General features: G+C 70.8%; 15 protein-coding genes. All 15 read left to right on the forward strand.

The annotated features are described in order from the left end of the window. The first annotated feature begins 4 nt into the window (after nucleotides 1–4). The 15 genes from OTB19_RS33030 (at nucleotide 5) to OTB19_RS33100 (ending at nucleotide 16,284) form a co-directional block, all read left to right on the forward strand. Nucleotides 5–1,060, forward strand: coding sequence for an ABC transporter ATP-binding protein (locus tag OTB19_RS33030; protein WP_267802378.1), 1,056 nt, complete (start codon nucleotides 5–7; stop codon nucleotides 1,058–1,060). Continuing rightward, nucleotides 1,053–2,105: an ABC transporter ATP-binding protein gene (locus OTB19_RS33035; protein ID WP_267802379.1), complete on the forward strand. Its 1,053-nt coding sequence runs from the start codon at nucleotides 1,053–1,055 to the stop codon at nucleotides 2,103–2,105. Before OTB19_RS33030 ends, OTB19_RS33035 begins: the two co-directional genes overlap by 8 nt. Nucleotides 2,106–2,231: 126 nt before the next feature. Then, on the forward strand, nucleotides 2,232–3,170 hold the full coding sequence (locus OTB19_RS33040) for a GNAT family N-acetyltransferase (RefSeq protein ID WP_267802380.1): 939 nt from the start codon (nucleotides 2,232–2,234) through the stop codon (nucleotides 3,168–3,170). A gap of 107 nt (nucleotides 3,171–3,277) precedes the next feature. Next, the gene (locus OTB19_RS33045; RefSeq protein WP_267802381.1) at nucleotides 3,278–4,906 is read left to right on the forward strand and encodes a peptide ABC transporter substrate-binding protein; all 1,629 of its coding nucleotides are present in this window, start codon (nucleotides 3,278–3,280) and stop codon (nucleotides 4,904–4,906) included. A 73-nt stretch (nucleotides 4,907–4,979) separates the two neighbouring features. Further along, a complete protein-coding gene (locus OTB19_RS33050; protein ID WP_267802382.1) occupies nucleotides 4,980–5,903 on the forward strand; it encodes an ABC transporter permease in 924 nt (307 codons plus the stop codon). Beyond that, the gene (locus tag OTB19_RS33055; RefSeq protein ID WP_267802383.1) at nucleotides 5,896–6,897 is read left to right on the forward strand and encodes an ABC transporter permease; all 1,002 of its coding nucleotides are present in this window, start codon (nucleotides 5,896–5,898) and stop codon (nucleotides 6,895–6,897) included. The genes OTB19_RS33050 and OTB19_RS33055 overlap by 8 nt, the downstream gene beginning before the upstream one ends. Before the next feature lie 12 nt (nucleotides 6,898–6,909). Then, nucleotides 6,910–7,884, forward strand: a complete 975-nt coding sequence (locus OTB19_RS33060) for an ABC transporter ATP-binding protein (RefSeq protein ID WP_267802384.1) — start codon at nucleotides 6,910–6,912, stop codon at nucleotides 7,882–7,884. Beyond that, the gene (locus OTB19_RS33065; RefSeq protein ID WP_267802385.1) at nucleotides 7,877–9,010 is read left to right on the forward strand and encodes an ABC transporter ATP-binding protein; all 1,134 of its coding nucleotides are present in this window, start codon (nucleotides 7,877–7,879) and stop codon (nucleotides 9,008–9,010) included. The genes OTB19_RS33060 and OTB19_RS33065 overlap by 8 nt, the downstream gene beginning before the upstream one ends. Nucleotides 9,011–9,387: 377 nt before the next feature. Beyond that, nucleotides 9,388–9,582 carry a hypothetical protein gene (locus tag OTB19_RS33070; RefSeq protein ID WP_267802386.1) on the forward strand — a complete coding sequence of 65 codons (195 nt, stop codon included), beginning with the start codon at nucleotides 9,388–9,390 and terminating at the stop codon, nucleotides 9,580–9,582. Nucleotides 9,583–9,605: 23 nt separating this feature from the next. After that, on the forward strand, nucleotides 9,606–10,511 hold the full coding sequence (gene mshB / locus OTB19_RS33075; protein ID WP_267802387.1) for an N-acetyl-1-D-myo-inositol-2-amino-2-deoxy-alpha-D-glucopyranoside deacetylase: 906 nt from the start codon (nucleotides 9,606–9,608) through the stop codon (nucleotides 10,509–10,511). Then, complete coding sequence (locus OTB19_RS33080; RefSeq protein ID WP_267802388.1) at nucleotides 10,508–10,891, forward strand: DUF6113 family protein; 384 nt, start codon at nucleotides 10,508–10,510, stop codon at nucleotides 10,889–10,891. Before mshB ends, OTB19_RS33080 begins: the two co-directional genes overlap by 4 nt. A gap of 205 nt (nucleotides 10,892–11,096) precedes the next feature. Next, nucleotides 11,097–13,217 carry a hypothetical protein gene (locus tag OTB19_RS33085; protein WP_267802389.1) on the forward strand — a complete coding sequence of 707 codons (2,121 nt, stop codon included), beginning with the start codon at nucleotides 11,097–11,099 and terminating at the stop codon, nucleotides 13,215–13,217. 171 nt (nucleotides 13,218–13,388) lie between these two features. Further along, nucleotides 13,389–14,345, forward strand: coding sequence for an ABC transporter ATP-binding protein (locus OTB19_RS33090; RefSeq protein ID WP_267802390.1), 957 nt, complete (start codon nucleotides 13,389–13,391; stop codon nucleotides 14,343–14,345). Further along, nucleotides 14,339–15,094 carry an ABC transporter permease gene (locus OTB19_RS33095; protein ID WP_267802391.1) on the forward strand — a complete coding sequence of 252 codons (756 nt, stop codon included), beginning with the start codon at nucleotides 14,339–14,341 and terminating at the stop codon, nucleotides 15,092–15,094. The genes OTB19_RS33090 and OTB19_RS33095 overlap by 7 nt, the downstream gene beginning before the upstream one ends. Nucleotides 15,095–15,171: 77 nt before the next feature. Next, nucleotides 15,172–16,284 carry a sensor histidine kinase gene (locus OTB19_RS33100; protein WP_420716964.1) on the forward strand — a complete coding sequence of 371 codons (1,113 nt, stop codon included), beginning with the start codon at nucleotides 15,172–15,174 and terminating at the stop codon, nucleotides 16,282–16,284. Nucleotides 16,285–16,559: the final 275 nt, after the last annotated feature.

A 16,559-nucleotide genomic window follows, 5' to 3' on the forward strand; every position in this document is an offset into this window, starting at 1 on the left:
TACGTTGACCATCATCGACAAGACCTCGAACGTCCCCGCGCCCCGATCGGCGCCGGAGGGCACCCCTCTTCTCGAAGTGCGCGACCTGCACGTCGAGTTCCACACCCGCGACGGTGTCGCCAAGGCCGTGAACGGTGTCTCGTACTCCGTGAACGCGGGCGAGACCCTCGCCGTCCTCGGCGAGTCCGGCTCCGGCAAGTCCGTGACGGCGCAGGCCATCATGGGCATCCTGGACATGCCCCCGGGCAAGATCCCGCACGGCGAGATCCTGTTCCAGGGCACCGACCTGCTGAAGCTGCCCGCCGAGGAGTTCCGCAAGGTCCGCGGCCAGAAGATCGCCATGATCTTCCAGGACGCGCTGTCCTCGCTGAACCCGGTGCACACCGTCGGCGCCCAGCTCGGCGAGATGTTCCGCGTCCACCGCGGGATGTCCAAGAAGGACGCCACGGCCAAGGCCGTCGAGCTCATGGACCGGGTCAAGATCCCCGCCGCCAAGGCGCGCGTGGGCGACTACCCGCACCAGTTCTCCGGCGGCATGCGCCAGCGCATCATGATCGCCATGGCGATGGCCCTGGAGCCCGACCTGATCATCGCCGACGAGCCCACCACGGCTCTCGACGTGACGGTCCAGGCCCAGGTCATGGACCTGCTCGCGGAACTCCAGCGCGAGATGAACATGGGCCTCATCCTGATCACCCACGACCTCGGCGTCGTCGCCGACGTCGCGGACAAGATCGCCGTCATGTACGGCGGTCGGATCGTGGAGAACGCCCCGGTCCACGAGATCTACAAGCGTCCCGCGCACCCGTACACCCGCGGTCTGCTGGACTCGATCCCGCGCCTGGACCAGAAGGGCCAGGAGCTCTACGCGATCAAGGGCCTCCCGCCCAACCTGCTGAACATCCCCTCGGGCTGCGCCTTCAACCCGCGCTGCCCCAAGGCGCAGGACATCTGCCGCACCGAGGTACCGACCCTGCAGCAGGTGACCGAGCAGGACGGCACCGTGCTGCCCGGCCGCGGCAGCGCGTGCCACTTCTGGAAGGAGCAGATCCATGGCTGAGCTCACCAAGAACGCCCCCGAGCGCGAGCCGATCCTCCAGGTGCGCAACCTGGTCAAGCACTTCCCGCTGACCCAGGGCATCCTGTTCAAGAAGCAGGTCGGAGCGGTCAAGGCCGTGGACGGGGTCTCCTTCGACCTCTACCGCGGCGAGACCCTCGGCATCGTCGGCGAGTCCGGCTGTGGCAAGTCCACCGTCGCCAAGCTCCTGATGAACCTGGAGAAGGCCACCGCGGGCGAGGTCTTCTACAAGGGCCAGGACATCACCAGGCTGTCCGGGCGGGCCCTGAAGGCCGTCCGGCGCAACATCCAGATGGTGTTCCAGGACCCGTACACCTCGCTGAACCCGCGCATGACGGTCGGCGACATCATCGGCGAACCGTACGAGATCCATCCCGAGGTGGCCCCGAAGGGCGACCGGCGCCGCAAGGTCCAGGAACTCCTGGACGTCGTGGGCCTCAACCCGGAGTACATCAACCGCTACCCGCACCAGTTCTCCGGCGGCCAGCGCCAGCGCATCGGCATCGCCCGCGGCCTCGCGCTCAACCCGGAGATCATCATCTGCGACGAGCCGGTCTCCGCGCTCGACGTGTCGGTGCAGGCGCAGGTCATCAACCTGATGGAGAGGCTCCAGGACGAGTTCAACCTGTCCTACGTCTTCATCGCGCACGACCTGTCGATCGTCCGGCACATCTCGGACCGCGTGGGCGTCATGTACCTCGGCAAGATGGCCGAGATCGGCAGCGACGGCCAGATCTACGAGCACCCGACGCACCCCTACACCCAGGCGCTGCTGTCGGCGGTCCCGGTCCCCGACCCGGACGCCCGCGAGGGTCGCGAGCGGATCATCCTCACCGGTGACGTCCCGTCCCCGGCCAACCCGCCGTCGGGCTGCCGCTTCCGCACCCGCTGCTGGAAGGCCCAGGACAAGTGCGCCACCGAGGAGCCGCTGCTGGCGATCCCGGAGCGCTTCAAGGGCCTGGACACGCTGGCCGCACACGAGTCGGCGTGCCACTTCGCGGAGGAGAAGGCCGTCCTGGCCGTCTGATCTCCCGCGGGACGCAGGTCTGTTCAGGGCGCCCGGTACCGGATCCTTCCGGTACCGGGCGCCCTGACGTGTGGTGGGCACGGAAGTCGGTTGCCTTCGGGGCCCGCCGCCGCCGACAGTGGGCCGATGACCGACATGCTGACCGTCCGACCCGCCGGGCCCGGGGACGCGTCCGACATCTGCGCTCTGCTCAACGCCGTCGACGTCATCGAGATCGGCAGACCGGAAACGGACCTCGGCACGGTCAAGGCCGACCTGCACCACCCCGGCGTCGACCTGGCGAGGGACTCCTGGCTCGCCTTCCGGGCCGGCCGGCTCGTCGCCTACGCGCTGGTCTGGGCCGACGCCGGACCGGGTCGGGTCGACGGCGACCACTACGTGCTGCCGGGCGACCCCGAGGCCGCCGTACGGCTCCTGGAGCTGATGGAGGTCCGGGCCCGCCGGCTGGCCGGCGCGACCCGCGCCGCCGCGCTGCGGCTCCAGCTCAACGTGAAGCCCACCCTTGACCTGGGTCTCCTGACCCGCCGCGGCTACCGCTCCGTACGCCGGTACCAGGTGATGACCCGTCGACTCGACGCCGCCCGCGACCGGGCGCCGCGGCCCCCCGGCGGGCTGACCCTGCGTCACTGCGCCGCCGACGCGGCCGACCCCCGCCGGGCCCACGCCCTGGTCGAGGAGACGTTCGCTGCGCACTACGGGCACGTGCGGCGCGCCTACGAACCCTGGCTCGACCACCTCGACGCCCGCCGCCTCGACTGGTCCCTGGTCTGGATCGCCGCCCTGCCCGAGCGGGGCGACGTGGCCGTCCTGCTCACCCGCGACGACCGCATCAGCATGGGCTGGATCAGCCACATCGGCGTGCGCGAGGACGTCCGCGGCCGGGGCATCGGCGGTTTCCTGCTGCGCCGCGCCTTCGCCGCCTTCGCCGAACGCGGCCGGGACACCGTGGGACTGGGCGTGGACACCCACAACGAGAGCGGCGCACTGGCGCTGTACGAGGCGCACGGAATGGGCCTGCACTACGCCGTGGACACATGGGAGCTGCCTTTGCACTCGCAGGGGTGACAGGCGGGTGACGCGAGGGTGCAATCGGTCCAACCGGAGGTGTACAGGACCCCTCATAGGGTGACATTGGCCCCTAAGTGAGACTTGGGATCCCTAGGAGGCACTCCATGCGCGGAGCCACCCACGCCAAGTGGGCCGCTTGTGCGGTGGCCGTCGCCCTCGCGGCGACGGCCTGCGGCGGCGGCGGAAGCGACGGCGGCGGAGGCGAGGCGGGGATCGTCAGCTCCTCGTGGGGTGACCCGCAGAACCCGCTGGAGCCCGCCAACACCAACGAGGTGCAGGGCGGCAAGGTCCTCGACATGATCTTCCGGGGCCTCAAACGCTACGACCCGAAGACCGGCGCCGCCGTCAACATGGTCGCGGAGAAGATCGACACGACGGACAGTCAGAACTTCACGATCACCCTGAAGGACGGCTGGAAGTTCAGCAACGACGAGCCGGTCACCGCGCAGTCCTTCGTCGACGCCTGGAACTACGCGGCCGACGTGCGCAACAAGCAGAACAACTCGCCGTTCTTCTCCGACATCGTCGGCTACGAGAACCTGCACCCGACCTCCGGCGAACCCAAGGCCAAGACGATGTCCGGACTGGTCGTCAAGGACGCCAAGACCTTCACGGTCGCCCTGAAGTCGAAGTTCTCCACCTGGCCCGAGACCCTCGGCTACCAGGCGTTCTCCCCGCTGCCCAAGGCCTTCTTCACCGACCACACCGGCTGGCTCTCCAAGCCGATCGGCAACGGCCCCTACACGGTGGACTCGTACACCAAGGGCACCGCGATGAACCTGCGCAAGTGGGACGGGTACACCGGTGAGGACAAGGCGCAGAACGGCGGAGTGGACCTCAAGGTCTACACCGACAACAACACCGCCTACACGGACCTGATCTCCGGGAACCTCGACCTGGTCGACGACATCCCCGCGCAGCAGCTGAAGAACGTCGCCAACGACCTCGGCGACCGGTACATCAACCAGCCCGCGCTGATCATCCAGACCCTCACCTTCCCGCTGTACGACCCGCAGTGGGGCAAGGAGGGCACGGAGAAGGTCCGCCGGGGCATCTCGATGGCGATCAACCGCGACGAGATCACCAAGCAGATCTTCCGCGACACCCGCACCCCGGCCAAGGACTGGACCTCCCCGGCCCTCGGCGAGGACGGCGGCTTCAACGCCACCCTCTGTGGCGACGCCTGCGTCTTCAACCCCACCGAGGCCAAGAAGCTCATCCAGGAGGGCGGCGGCCTGCCCGGCGGCAAGATGACGCTCACCTCCAACGTGGACACCGGCTCGCACCGCGACTGGATGGACGCCGTCTGCAACAGCATCAACAACGCCCTCGGCGAGGGCCCGGTGTGCACGGTCAACCCGGTCGGCACCTTCGCGGACTTCCGCAACCAGCAGAGCGCCTTCAAGCTCACCGGCCCCTTCCGCTCGGGCTGGCAGGCCGACTACCCGCTCATCCAGAACTTCCTGGAGCCGCTGTACTACACCGGCGCCTCCTCCAACTACGGGAAGTTCTCCAACCCGGAGTTCGACAAGCTCGTCGACCAGGCCAACCAGGAGAGCGACACGGCCAAGGCCACGGCGACCTTCCAGGACGCCGAGAAGATCCTCGCCGAGCAGATGCCCGCCATCCCGCTCTGGTACCAGAACGGCAGCGCCGGCCACTCCGAGCGGATCTCCGACGTGGCCCTCAACCAGTTCAGCGTCCCGGTCTACAACGCGATCAAGGTCAGCTGACCCCCACACGGATCCCGCGCCTTCCGGCACCCCCTCGGTGCCGGGAGGCCCACCGACCCCCCCGGAGCACTCCTTGGGACGCTACGTGATCCGGCGGCTGCTCCAGATGATCCCCGTGTTCATCGGCAGCACGTTCCTGATCTTCTTCATGGTGTACGCGCTGGGCGACCCGGTCGCCGCCCTCTTCGGCGACAAGGCGCCCGACCCCGCCACCGCCGCGCGCATCCGCAAGGACCTCTACCTCGACCAGCCCCTGTGGAAGCAGTACCTGCACTACATGGGGCAGATCTTCCAGGGCGACTTCGGCACCGCCTTCAACGGCCAGCCCGTCACCGAACTGATGGCGTCGGCCTTCCCCGTGACCCTGCGCCTGACCATGGTCGCCATCGTCTTCGAGGTCATCGTCGGGATCACCCTCGGCGTGATCAGCGGCCTGCGTCGGGGCCGGACCATCGACACCACCGTGCTGGTGCTCACCCTCGTCGTGATCTCGGTGCCCACCTTCGTGACGGGATACCTGCTCCAGTTCCTCTTCGGCGTCAGATGGGGCTGGGTCCGGCCCACCGTCTCCGGGGAGGTCGCCTTCGGGGAGCTGATCCTGCCCGGCATCGTGCTCGCGCTGGTCTCCCTCGCGTACGTCACCCGGCTCTCGCGCACCTCCATCGCGGAGAACGTCAAGGCCGACTACGTCCGCACCGCAGTGGCCAAGGGACTGCCGCGCCGCCGGGTCATCACCCGGCACCTGCTGCGCAACTCGCTGATCCCCGTGGTCACCTTCATCGGCACCGACATCGGCGCCCTCATGGGCGGCGCCATCGTTACCGAGCGGATCTTCAACATCCACGGCGTCGGCTACCAGCTCTACCAGGGCATCCTGCGCAACAACTCCCCGACGGTGGTCGGCTTCGTGACCATCCTCGTCATCGTCTTCCTCCTGGCGAACCTGCTCGTCGACCTGCTCTACGCGGTCCTGGACCCGAGGATCCGTTATGCATGAGCAGGACCACGCCGCCTACGACCCGCTGCAACCCGGAGAGGGGGAAGCCATCGCCCCGACCGGACAGGGCGGACCCATGGATCTCGCGCTGGAGGAAGCCGAGAGCCTGGAGAAGCCCCTCGGCGACGCACCCTCCGGCCCGGGGGAGAAGGCCCGCTCCCTGTGGTCCGACGCCTGGTACCAGCTGCGTCGCAACCCCGTCTTCATCGTCTCCTCGCTGCTGATCCTCTTCCTCGTGATCATCTCGATCTGGCCGCAGCTCATCGCGAGCGGCGACCCGCTGCACTGCGAGCTGTCGAAGTCCCAACAGGGCGCCTCGCCCGGCCACCCCTTCGGCTACGACACCCAGGGCTGCGACGTCTACACCCGCACCGTCTACGGGGCCCGCGCCTCCATCACGGTCGGCATCTGCGCGACCCTCGGAGCCGCCCTGCTCGGCTCCCTGCTCGGCGGGCTCGCCGGCTTCTTCGGCGGCTGGGGCGACTCGCTGCTCTCCCGGGTCGCGGACATCTTCTTCGGCATCCCGGTCGTCCTCGGCGGCCTGGTCTTCCTGTCCGTGGTCACCAGCACCACCGTCTGGCCCGTGGTCGGCTTCATCGTGCTGCTCGGCTGGCCGCAGATCGCCCGCATCGCCCGCGGTTCGGTGATCACCGCCAAACAGAACGACTACGTCCAGGCCGCCCGCGCCCTCGGCGCCGGCAACGGCCGGATGATGCTGCGGCACGTGGCGCCCAACGCCGTCGCGCCCGTCATCGTCGTCGCCACCATCGCCCTGGGCACCTACATCGCCCTGGAGGCCACCCTGTCGTTCCTCGGCGTCGGCCTGCGCCCCCCGACGGTCTCCTGGGGGATCGACATCTCCAACGCCGCCTCCCAGATCCGCAATGCCCCGCACATGCTGCTCTATCCGGCCGGCGCGCTGAGCATCACCGTGCTCGCCTTCATCATGCTCGGCGACGCGGTGCGCGACGCCCTCGACCCCAAGCTGCGCTGAGGAGTGGGCACCATGCTGCTCGAAGTCCGCGACCTCCATGTGGAGTTCCACACGCGGGACGGAGTCGCCAAGGCCGTCAACGGCGTCAGCTACTCGGTCGACGAGGGCGAGACCCTCGCCGTGCTCGGCGAGTCCGGCTCCGGCAAGTCCGTCACCGCCCAGGCCGTCATGGGCATCCTGGACATGCCCCCGGGCAGGATCTCCCACGGCGAGATCCTGTTCAAGGGCAAGGACCTCCTGAAGACCAAGGAGGAGGAACGCCGGAAGATCCGCGGCGCCGAGATGGCCATGATCTTCCAGGACGCCCTGTCCTCCCTGAACCCCGTCCTCAGCGTGGGCGCGCAGCTCGGCGAGATGTACGAGGTCCACCGCGGGATGTCCCGCAAGGACGCCAAGGCCAGGGCGATCGAGCTGATGGACCGGGTGCGGATCCCCGCCGCCCGGCAGCGGGTGGGGGACTACCCGCACCAGTTCTCCGGCGGCATGCGCCAACGCATCATGATCGCGATGGCGCTGGCCCTCGAACCCTCCCTGATCATCGCCGACGAGCCGACCACCGCCCTGGACGTCACCGTCCAGGCCCAGGTCATGGACCTGCTCGCCGAGCTCCAGCGCGAGCTGAACATGGGCCTCATCCTGATCACCCACGACCTCGGCGTCGTCGCCGACGTCGCCGACAAGATCGCCGTCATGTACGCGGGCCGGATCGTCGAGGCGGCCCCCGTCCACGAGATCTACCGGCGCCCCGCGCACCCGTACACCCGCGGCCTGCTGGACTCGATCCCGCGCCTGGACCAGAAGGGCCAGGAGCTCTACGCGATCAAGGGGCTGCCGCCCAACCTGCTCGCCATCCCGCCCGGTTGCGCCTTCAACCCCCGCTGCCCGATGGCCCGGCCGGCCTGCCGGGCCGAGGTGCCGCCGCTCGCCGACGTCGCCCCGGACCGCACCAGCGCGTGCTTCTTCTGGAAGGAGTGCATCGGTGCCTGAAGCCATCCTGGAAGTGCGGGACCTGGTCAAGCACTACCCGCTGACCCGGGGCGTCCTCTTCAAGAAGAGGATCGGCGCCGTCAAGGCCGTCGACGGCGTCTCTTTCGACCTCGCCGCCGGCGAGACGCTCGGCATCGTCGGCGAGTCGGGCTGCGGCAAGTCCACCGTCGCGAAGATGCTGGTCAACCTGGAACGCCCGACCTCGGGGGCCATCTCCTACAAGGGCGAGGACATCACCAGGCTGTCCGGGCGGGCCCTGAAGGCCGTCCGGCGCAACATCCAGATGGTGTTCCAGGACCCGTACACCTCGCTGAACCCGCGCATGACGGTCGGCGACATCATCGGCGAACCGTACGAGATCCATCCCGAGGTGGCCCCCAAGGGCGACCGGCGCCGCAAGGTCCAGGACCTGTTGGACGTGGTCGGCCTCAACCCGGAGTACATCAACCGCTACCCGCACCAGTTCTCCGGCGGCCAGCGCCAGCGCATCGGCATCGCCCGCGGCCTGGCCCTGCGCCCCGAGATCATCGTCGCCGACGAACCGGTCTCCGCGCTCGACGTCTCCGTCCAGGCGCAGGTGGTCAACCTGCTGGCCCGGCTCCAGGACGAGTTCAGGCTGTCCTACGTGTTCATCGCGCACGACCTCTCGATCGTGCGGCACATCTCCGACCGGGTCGGCGTGATGTACCTGGGCCGGATCGTCGAGATCGGCAGCGACATCCAGATCTACGACCACCCGACCCACCCGTACACCCAGGCCCTGCTGTCGGCCGTGCCCGTCCCCGACCCGGACGCCCGCGCCCACCGGGACCGGATCATCCTCACCGGCGACGTCCCGTCCCCGGCCGATCCGCCCTCGGGCTGCCGCTTCCGCACCCGCTGCTGGAAGGCCCAGGCACGGTGCGCGGCGGAGGTGCCGCTGCTCGCGATCCCGCAGGTCTTCCCGTCCGGCCCGGCGGCGCACCCGTCGGCCTGCCACTTCGCGGCCGAGAAGCGGGTGGTCCCGGGACCGGGCGAACTCCCGCCGCCGGATCCGACGCCCGCCGGCCCGCAGGCCTCGGACCCGCCGGGCACGGGCCCGCAGGCCTCGGACCCCCAGGCCTCGGACCCGCCGTCCAAGGAGTAGCCGCCGGGTCGGCGGGCGCGGGGACGCTCGCCCGTCGATCATTTCCAGCCACCCCCGAATATGCGCAGAGCCTGGCCCTGGGTGACGACAACTCGGTTTACCTCGTGGCAACTTGACCGTTTCTGGCCCGAGATGCGAACCGGGCAGCCTGAGTCGGGTGCGGCCGTGCGGGTGCCGACAGCCGGCCGGGGAGGCGTACAGCCTCCCCGGCCGGCCTCCCCCGTGACCCTGCGCATGCGCGGCGTGCGCCCCTTGTGCTGCCGGAATTCGATCGATGCGCTGGTACGGATAGTTATGATCCGTAGCGCACGGTGGGTATGAGTCTGCCGAGCACGAGTTCGCGTACCGATGTCCGCTCGACGTGGAGGTGAAACGCCGTGGCACTCTCGATCTCGGCCGTGGTGCTGCTGGCGATCGTCGTCTTCCTGCTGGTTCGGAGGTCGGGACTGAAGGCAGGACACGCCCTCGTGTGTGTGCTGCTCGGCTTCTATCTGGCGAGTTCGACCATCGCGCCGACGCTCAGCCAACTGACGTCCAACGTGGCCAGCATGATCAGTGGCCTCAAGTTCTAGGACTCAGCTCGTAGGCTGACCCCATGAACGGTCTCCCCGCTCGTCGTCTGCTCCTCGTGCACGCGCACCCGGACGACGAGTCCATCAACAACGGCGTCACCATGGCCAAGTACGCGGCCGAGGGCGCCCACGTCGCCCTGGTGACCTGCACGCTGGGCGAGGAGGGCGAGGTCATCCCGCCCGACCTCGCCCATCTCGCCGCCGACCGCGACGACACCCTGGGCCCCCACCGGATCGGCGAGCTCGCCGCGGCCATGGGGGAACTGGGCGTCACCGACCACCGGTTCCTCGGCGGCCCCGGTCGCTTCCGCGACTCCGGGATGATGGGCGCCGAGCAGAACCACCGGCCCGGCGCCTTCTGGTCCGCCGACGTGGACGAGGCCGCCGCGTACCTCGTCGAGGTCATCCGGGAGCTGCGCCCGCAGGTCCTCGTCACCTACGACCCCGACGGCGGCTACGGACACCCCGACCACATCCAGGCCCACCGCGTCGCCACGCGCGCCGCGGAACTCGCTGCGGAGGGCGCGTACCGACGCGATCTCGGCGCGGCGCACACGATCGGGAAGATCTACTGGAACCGGGTGCCGCGCTCGGTGGTCGAGGAGGGCTTCGCCCGACTGCGCGCGGCCGGCGGCAAGGCGCCCTTCCCCGGGCTCGCGGCACCGGACGACGTGCCGGGAGTCGTCGCCGACGAGCGGATCACCGCCGAGATCGGCGACGGGGTCGACGGCGAGGCGTTCGTCGCCGCCAAGGCCGCCGCGATGCGCGCGCACGCCACCCAGGTCGCCGTGGACGGGCCCTTCTTCGCGCTGTCGAACGACCTGGCCCAGCCGCTGTTCGCCCGCGAGTACTACGAACTCGTCGTCGGCGAGCCCGGAGCGCCGGCCGGCGAACGCGAGCGGGACCTCTTCGCGGGGGTGTCGGCATGACCACCACCTGGACCCCCGGCCGGATCGCCGCCCTGCTCGGCCTGCTCGTCGCCGGCGCGGTGGCCGGCGCGGCGGGCTGGCTCGTCGTGGGCCTGTGGCTCCCGGGCGGACTGCTGCTCGCGCTGGCGGCGCTCTTCGGCGTGTTCCTCGCGGGCCGGATCCTCACCGGGACCGGCATCGGCGTGGGCGCCGCGGTGATCGGCTGGTTCCTGGCCTACGTGCTCCTCAGCCTGCCGCGCCCCGAAGGGGACTTCCTGCTCGGTTCGTCCGGAATCGGCATGTACGCGTACCTTTTGGGCGGGACCGTGATCGCTGTGATCTGTGCCACGATGCACGGTCCGGTCGACCGGCCGGTTTCGGCCGCGAAGCCCCGCCCGTGACGTGTCGTTGAGCACGGGCGGAATCCGATCGGGGAGGGCTTGAGGGGGTTTGACGGATCGTTGAGTACCCTCTCGGAGCGGGTCAAGGGGAATCCCCGATTCCCGGCGAACAGTTACGCCCGGGCGACGGCCAGTATGGTGGACGGGCCGCCGAGCTGCCCGCGCACGGTATGACGGGCGGCGGAGCCAACCGGGAGAACCTGCCTTGAGCCGTGAAACTGACAGTTCGTCCCCCGGGCCCCAAGGGCGCGGTGGAGCCGCCTACCCCTCGGGTACGCCGCCGTATGGAACCGGCCAGTATCCGTCCACGGACGCTGCGGCGACCACCCCGGAGGAGAACTCTGTGACTTCGAAGCCGTCCACGCCCGACTCCGACGGGCCGAAGACCGAGACCACCCTGACGACCCGGATCCGGATCAACATCCCGGGTTCGCGTCCGATCCCGCCCGTCGTCGTACGCAAGCCCGTGAAGGACGCCGAGGGCGACGCCGAGCAGGCCGCGCCGGGAGCCGGCGAGTCCGCCCCGCCGCCCGCGCCGACCCCTGCCCCGGCGCCCCTGCCCGTGCGCCCCGCGCAGTCGGCCCCACCCTCCTCGGGGGGTTCGGAGGAGCCGGCCAGCAACTGGTTCGCACCGCGCAAGTCGACCCCGCCGACCCCGCCCGGCAACGGCGGCGCCCCGGCGGGACCGCCGAGCGCCGGCCACGGCTCCGCGCCGGCCGGCCCCACCCCGCCCCCGGCGGGCGGCGGCTTCGCCCCACCGCCCCCGGGTCCGCGCGGGAACGCCCCCGTGCCCGGCGGCCAGGGCGGCGGCTTCCCGCCCCGCGCCGGCGGTGGAGCCCCCCAGGGCTACCAGGAGTACGACAACGGCCCCGTCACCGAGGCCTTCCCCGCCTTCACCGAGCCCACCGGCCCCGCCGGACCCACCGGTGGCCCCGCCATGGGATCCGCGCCCATGGGCGGCGCCGAGGCTCCGCGCTGGCCCGGACCGGAGGCCCCGCCGGCCGGTGGCCCGATGCCGGGCGCCCCGATGGCCGGTGGTCCGCGCCCCGGCGCGCCGATGCCCGGTGGTCCGATGCCCGGCGCACCCATGTCCGGAGGCCCGCGACCCGGTTCGCCGATGCCCGGTTCGCCGATGCCCGGTTCGCCGATGCCCGGCGGGCCGATGCCCGGTTCGCCGATGCCCGGCGGGCCCATGCCCGGTTCGCCGATGCCCGGCGGGCCCGTGCCCGGCGGGCCGGTCGGCGCCCCGATGCCCGGCGGCCCCGGTGGTCCCGGTGGTCCCGGTGGTCCCGGTGGTCCCGGGTCCGGGCCGGTCGTCCCGACCCCCGCGGCGCAGCCGCCGAAGCAGAACCGACCGGCCCCCAAGGCCCCGGCGGCGCCCTCGAAGAAGCCCCGCTCCAAGCTGGTCATCATCGCCGGCGGCCTCATCGCCCTCGGATGCGTGGCCTACGGCGCGGGTCTGCTGCTGAACCACTCCGATGTCCCCAAGGGCACCACCGTCCTCGGCGTGGACATCGGCGGTACCCGCGACGACGCCGTCAACAAGGTCGAGACGGCCTTCGGCAGCCGCGCGAGCGCCCCGCTGCGCCTCACCGTCGGCGGCAAGCAGGTCGAGCTCAAGCCCGACAAGGCCGGCCTGACCCTCGACAGCCAGACGACCGTCCGCAACGCGTCGGGCAGCGACTACAACCCGATCACGGTCATCGGCTCCCTCCTCGGCAACGAGCGCCGGGCCGACGCCGTCATGCCGGTGGACGAGGAGAAGCTGCGCGTCGCCCTCGCGGAGCTGGCCGGCACCGCGGGCTCGGCCACCGAGGGCACCATCACCTTCGACACGGGCAAGGCCGTCGCCGTCCCCGGCAAGGCCGGCACCACCCTCGACGTGGACAGCTCCGTGGAACAGGTCACCGAGGCCTTCCGCGAACTGGTGGCCACCGGCGAGGCCAAGCCCGTCGAACTGCCCTCCGTCACCAAGGAGCCGGTCATCGGCAAGGCCGAACTGGACCGGGCGATGAAGGAGTTCGCCGAACCGGCGATGTCCGGCATCGTCACCGTCAAGGCGGGCACCAAGTCCATCGCCTTCGGCCAGCGGTCGCTGCCCAAGATCCTCAGCATGCAGGCCGTGGACGGCCACCTCGTGGAGAAGTACGACCTCGAAGCGCTCCAGGCGGCGTACACGACCACGTTCGACGGCGTCCTGATCACCCGGGGCACCGGCGCGAAGACCGCCGTCACCCCGAAGGACGTCGCGGGCGCCCTCGTCAAGGGCCTGCGCGGCAAGACCCCCGCCGAGCGGATCGTGGTCATCGACACCAACCCGAGCTGACCCGCCCGGGAACGCCACCCACAGCGGGACACCGGGGAACATCGCAGGACGGAGCCCCCGCCGGAGCATCCCGGCGGGGGCTCCGTCATGCCCCCGACATGACAATCGTCATGTCGGTGTCACGACCGTCGACACTGCCGTGCGACCCCCCTGACCGGCGAACCTTGAGCCATGACGACGACAACCGCGACGCAATCAGCCGCCGCCACGACACCCGCCGCAGGCCCGGTGGTGAGCTTCGAGGACGTGACCAAGAGCTACGGCGCGGTCCGCGCGGTCGACGGCCTCTCCCTCGTGCTCCACCCCGGCGAGACCGTCGCGCTCCTCGGCCCCAACGGAGCCGGCAAGTCCTCCACCCTCGACCTGCTGCTCGGCCTGCGCCCCGCCGACTCCGGCACCGTACGGCTCTTCGGCACCACCCCCCGCGAGGCCATCGCCGCCGGCCGGGTCGGCGCGATGCTCCAGAGCGGCGGCCTGATGGAGGACGTCACCGTGCGCGAGGTCGTCGCGCTGGGCTGCGCGCTGCACCCCCGACCGCTCCCCGTCGACGAGGTGCTCGCCCGCGCCGGGGTCGACTCCATCGCCGACCGGCTCGTCAACAAGCTGTCCGGCGGCCAGGAACAGCGGGTCCGCTTCGCCCTCGCCACCGCCGGCCACAACGACCTGATCGTCCTCGACGAGCCGACCACCGGCATGGACGTCACCTCCCGCCAGGCCTTCTGGGCCACGATGCGCGAGCAGGCCGCGCAGGGCCGCACCGTCCTGTTCGCCACCCACTACCTGGAAGAGGCGGACGCGATAGCCGACCGGGTGCTGGTCCTCAACAAGGGCCGGCTGCTCGCCGACGGCACCGCCGCCGAGATCAAGGCCAAGGCGGGCGCCCGCAAGATCGCCTTCGACCTCACCGACGGCCCGGTCGACGAGGCGGCGCTGCGCGCCCTCCCGCACCTGACCGCCTACGAGCGCCACGGCGACACCGTCCGGCTCCAGTCGCGCGACGCCGACGCGACCGTGCACGCCGTCTACGCCCTGGGGCTCTACCCCCGGAACCTGGAAGTCGCCGGGCTGGGTCTCGAACAGGCCTTCCTCGCCCTCACCGAGGCCGAGGAGGCCGACGCGTCATGCTGAACAACGGAACGACGAAGCTCGTCACGCTCGAAATCTCCCGCGCGCTGCGCAACAAGAAGTACCTGTTCTTCACCGTCCTCTATCCCGCCGCCCTCTTCCTGATGCTCGGCGGCACCCTGGACGGCACCACGAAGGTCATGGGCACCGAACTGACCATGCCCGCCTTCTACATGGTCGCCATGGCCTCCTTCGGCGCGCTGACCGCCGTCCTGATGGGCAACAGCGAACGCATCGCCAAGGAACGCGAGAAGGGCTGGGTCCGCCAACTGCGGCTGACCGCCCTGCCCGGCCGCGGCTACGTCCTCGCCAAGACCGCCAGTGCCGGCGTCCTCTCGCTGCCCGCGATCCTGGTCGTCTTCGCGGTCGCGGCCGGGGTCAAGGGCGTACGGTTCGAGCTGTGGCAGTGGCTGGCGCTGACCGGCTCCATCTGGGCCGGCAGCCTGGTCTTCGCCGCGCTCGGCGTGGCCATCGGCTACCTGGCCAGTGGCGACACGGTCCGACCCGTCACGATGCTCTTCTACTTCGGCCTGTCGATCCTCGGCGGCCTGTGGATGCCCACCGCGAACTTCCCGCAGTGGCTGCGGAACATCTGCGAGTGGCTGCCCACCCACGCCTACGCCGGTCTGGGCCAGGCCATCGAACTCGGCGGCGCGCCGCACGCCAAGGACGTGGCGATCCTCGCGGTCTACTTCGTACTGTTCACCGGTGCCGCCGCCTGGCTGTACCGCAAGGACTCACTGAAGGCATGACCGTGACCAGCGAGACGGACGCCCGGTACCCGACCGCCGGGGAAGACATCCAGGGCGTCGGCGGCCCCCGGATCGGAATGCGGCCGGAGAACCGCCGGCAGCGGACCGTGAAGCTGCTGTGGACGAGCCTGTGGCTCTTCTACCTCAGCGCCCCCGTCATCGACCTGATCCGCGGCGGACACAGCCCCGGGGCCCGACTGCTCGGCGGCCTGGGCCTCGCGGCCTTCGTCGCCTGGTACCTGGTCCTGGTGCTGCGCACCACCCGGCAGATGCCGGTCCGCCGGGTCCTGCTCTCGCTGTCCGTCCTGGCCGCCCAGGCCATGGTCCTGTCCCTGACCCTGGGCCGCGAATGGCTCGTGCTCTTCGTCTACGTGGCCATCTCCTCCGGGGCCGCCCTGCCCGGGGAGATCGCCCGCTGGACCGTCCCCGGCGCGACCGCGCTGCTGGCCGTGACGGCGATGGCGGTCCCGGACGGGGACCAGTACCTGGCCGGCCTGCTCATCCCGGCCCTGATGGGCGGGTTCGCGATGATCGGCGTCCGCGCCATGATCCGCACGACGATGGAGCTGCGCCAGGCCCGGGCCACGGTCGCCCAACTCGCCGCCAACGAGGAACGGCTGCGCATGGCCCGCGACCTGCACGACCTGCTCGGGCATTCGCTGTCGCTGATCACGCTCAAGAGCGAGCTGGCGGGCCGGATGCTGCCGGACCGGCCCGAGGCGGCCGCGCAACAGGTCGCGGACATCGAGCAGGTCAGCCGGCAGGCCCTGGTCGACGTACGGGAGGCCGTGAACGGCTACCGGCGCCCCACGCTCCCCGGCGAACTGGCAGGCGCCCGCACCGCGTTGGTCGCGGCGGGCGTCCAGGCGGACCTGCCCGTCGAGTGGACGCGGGAACTCCCGGAGGAGGTCGAATCGGCCCTCGCCTGGTCGCTGCGCGAGGCCGTGACCAACGTGGTCCGGCACAGCGGGGCACGCCGGTGCGTCGTCACCCTCGACATCCGACAGACCCTGGCGGGACCGGTGGCCGAACTGGGCGTCTCCGACGACGGATCGGGCGGCCCCGCGGCGGCCGGCAACGGCCTGACCGGACTGACGGAACGCCTGGAGGCGGTCGGGGGCAGCCTCACGGCCGTCCCCACCGGCAAGACCGGCTTCCGCCTGCTCGCCCGCGTCCCCCTGGCGCTGTGACCGGAAAGGTTCACCGTGTCACGGCGCCCGGCACGGCACCTCGCCGCGTTGTCGAACCGCCCACGTACGTCCAGTACAAGCGGCAGTCCTCCGCCTTGCGATGCACCGCACCGGACACCGCGACCCGGCAAACCTTTCCGGCCACAGCACTAGTAGGGCTTGGTCAGGTCGGGGCTGGTGTGGGTATGCCGCGGTGACAGGTGGGGCAGACGCCGGTCCATGTCGCGAGGAGGGTCTGCAGCTCGCGGACGACGCGGTAGAGGCTCAGGCCGGCG

This window comes from Streptomyces sp. H27-H5 (assembly GCF_026627505.1).
Lineage (GTDB): Bacteria > Actinomycetota > Actinomycetes > Streptomycetales > Streptomycetaceae > Streptomyces.

Coding starts and splice junctions, on each gene's coding strand:
- OTB19_RS33035 (WP_267802379.1), top strand. CDS start 1,053: ATGGCTGAGCTCACCAAGAACGCCCCCGAGCGCGAGCCGATCCTCCAG.
- OTB19_RS33055 (WP_267802383.1), top strand. CDS start 5,896: ATGCATGAGCAGGACCACGCCGCCTACGACCCGCTGCAACCCGGAGAG.
- OTB19_RS33080 (WP_267802388.1), top strand. CDS start 10,508: ATGACCACCACCTGGACCCCCGGCCGGATCGCCGCCCTGCTCGGCCTG.
- OTB19_RS33100 (WP_420716964.1), top strand. CDS start 15,172: ATGCGGCCGGAGAACCGCCGGCAGCGGACCGTGAAGCTGCTGTGGACG.
- mshB (WP_267802387.1), top strand. CDS start 9,606: ATGAACGGTCTCCCCGCTCGTCGTCTGCTCCTCGTGCACGCGCACCCG.
- OTB19_RS33045 (WP_267802381.1), top strand. CDS start 3,278: ATGCGCGGAGCCACCCACGCCAAGTGGGCCGCTTGTGCGGTGGCCGTC.
- OTB19_RS33060 (WP_267802384.1), top strand. CDS start 6,910: ATGCTGCTCGAAGTCCGCGACCTCCATGTGGAGTTCCACACGCGGGAC.
- OTB19_RS33095 (WP_267802391.1), top strand. CDS start 14,339: ATGCTGAACAACGGAACGACGAAGCTCGTCACGCTCGAAATCTCCCGC.
- OTB19_RS33090 (WP_267802390.1), top strand. CDS start 13,389: ATGACGACGACAACCGCGACGCAATCAGCCGCCGCCACGACACCCGCC.
- OTB19_RS33040 (WP_267802380.1), top strand. CDS start 2,232: ATGACCGACATGCTGACCGTCCGACCCGCCGGGCCCGGGGACGCGTCC.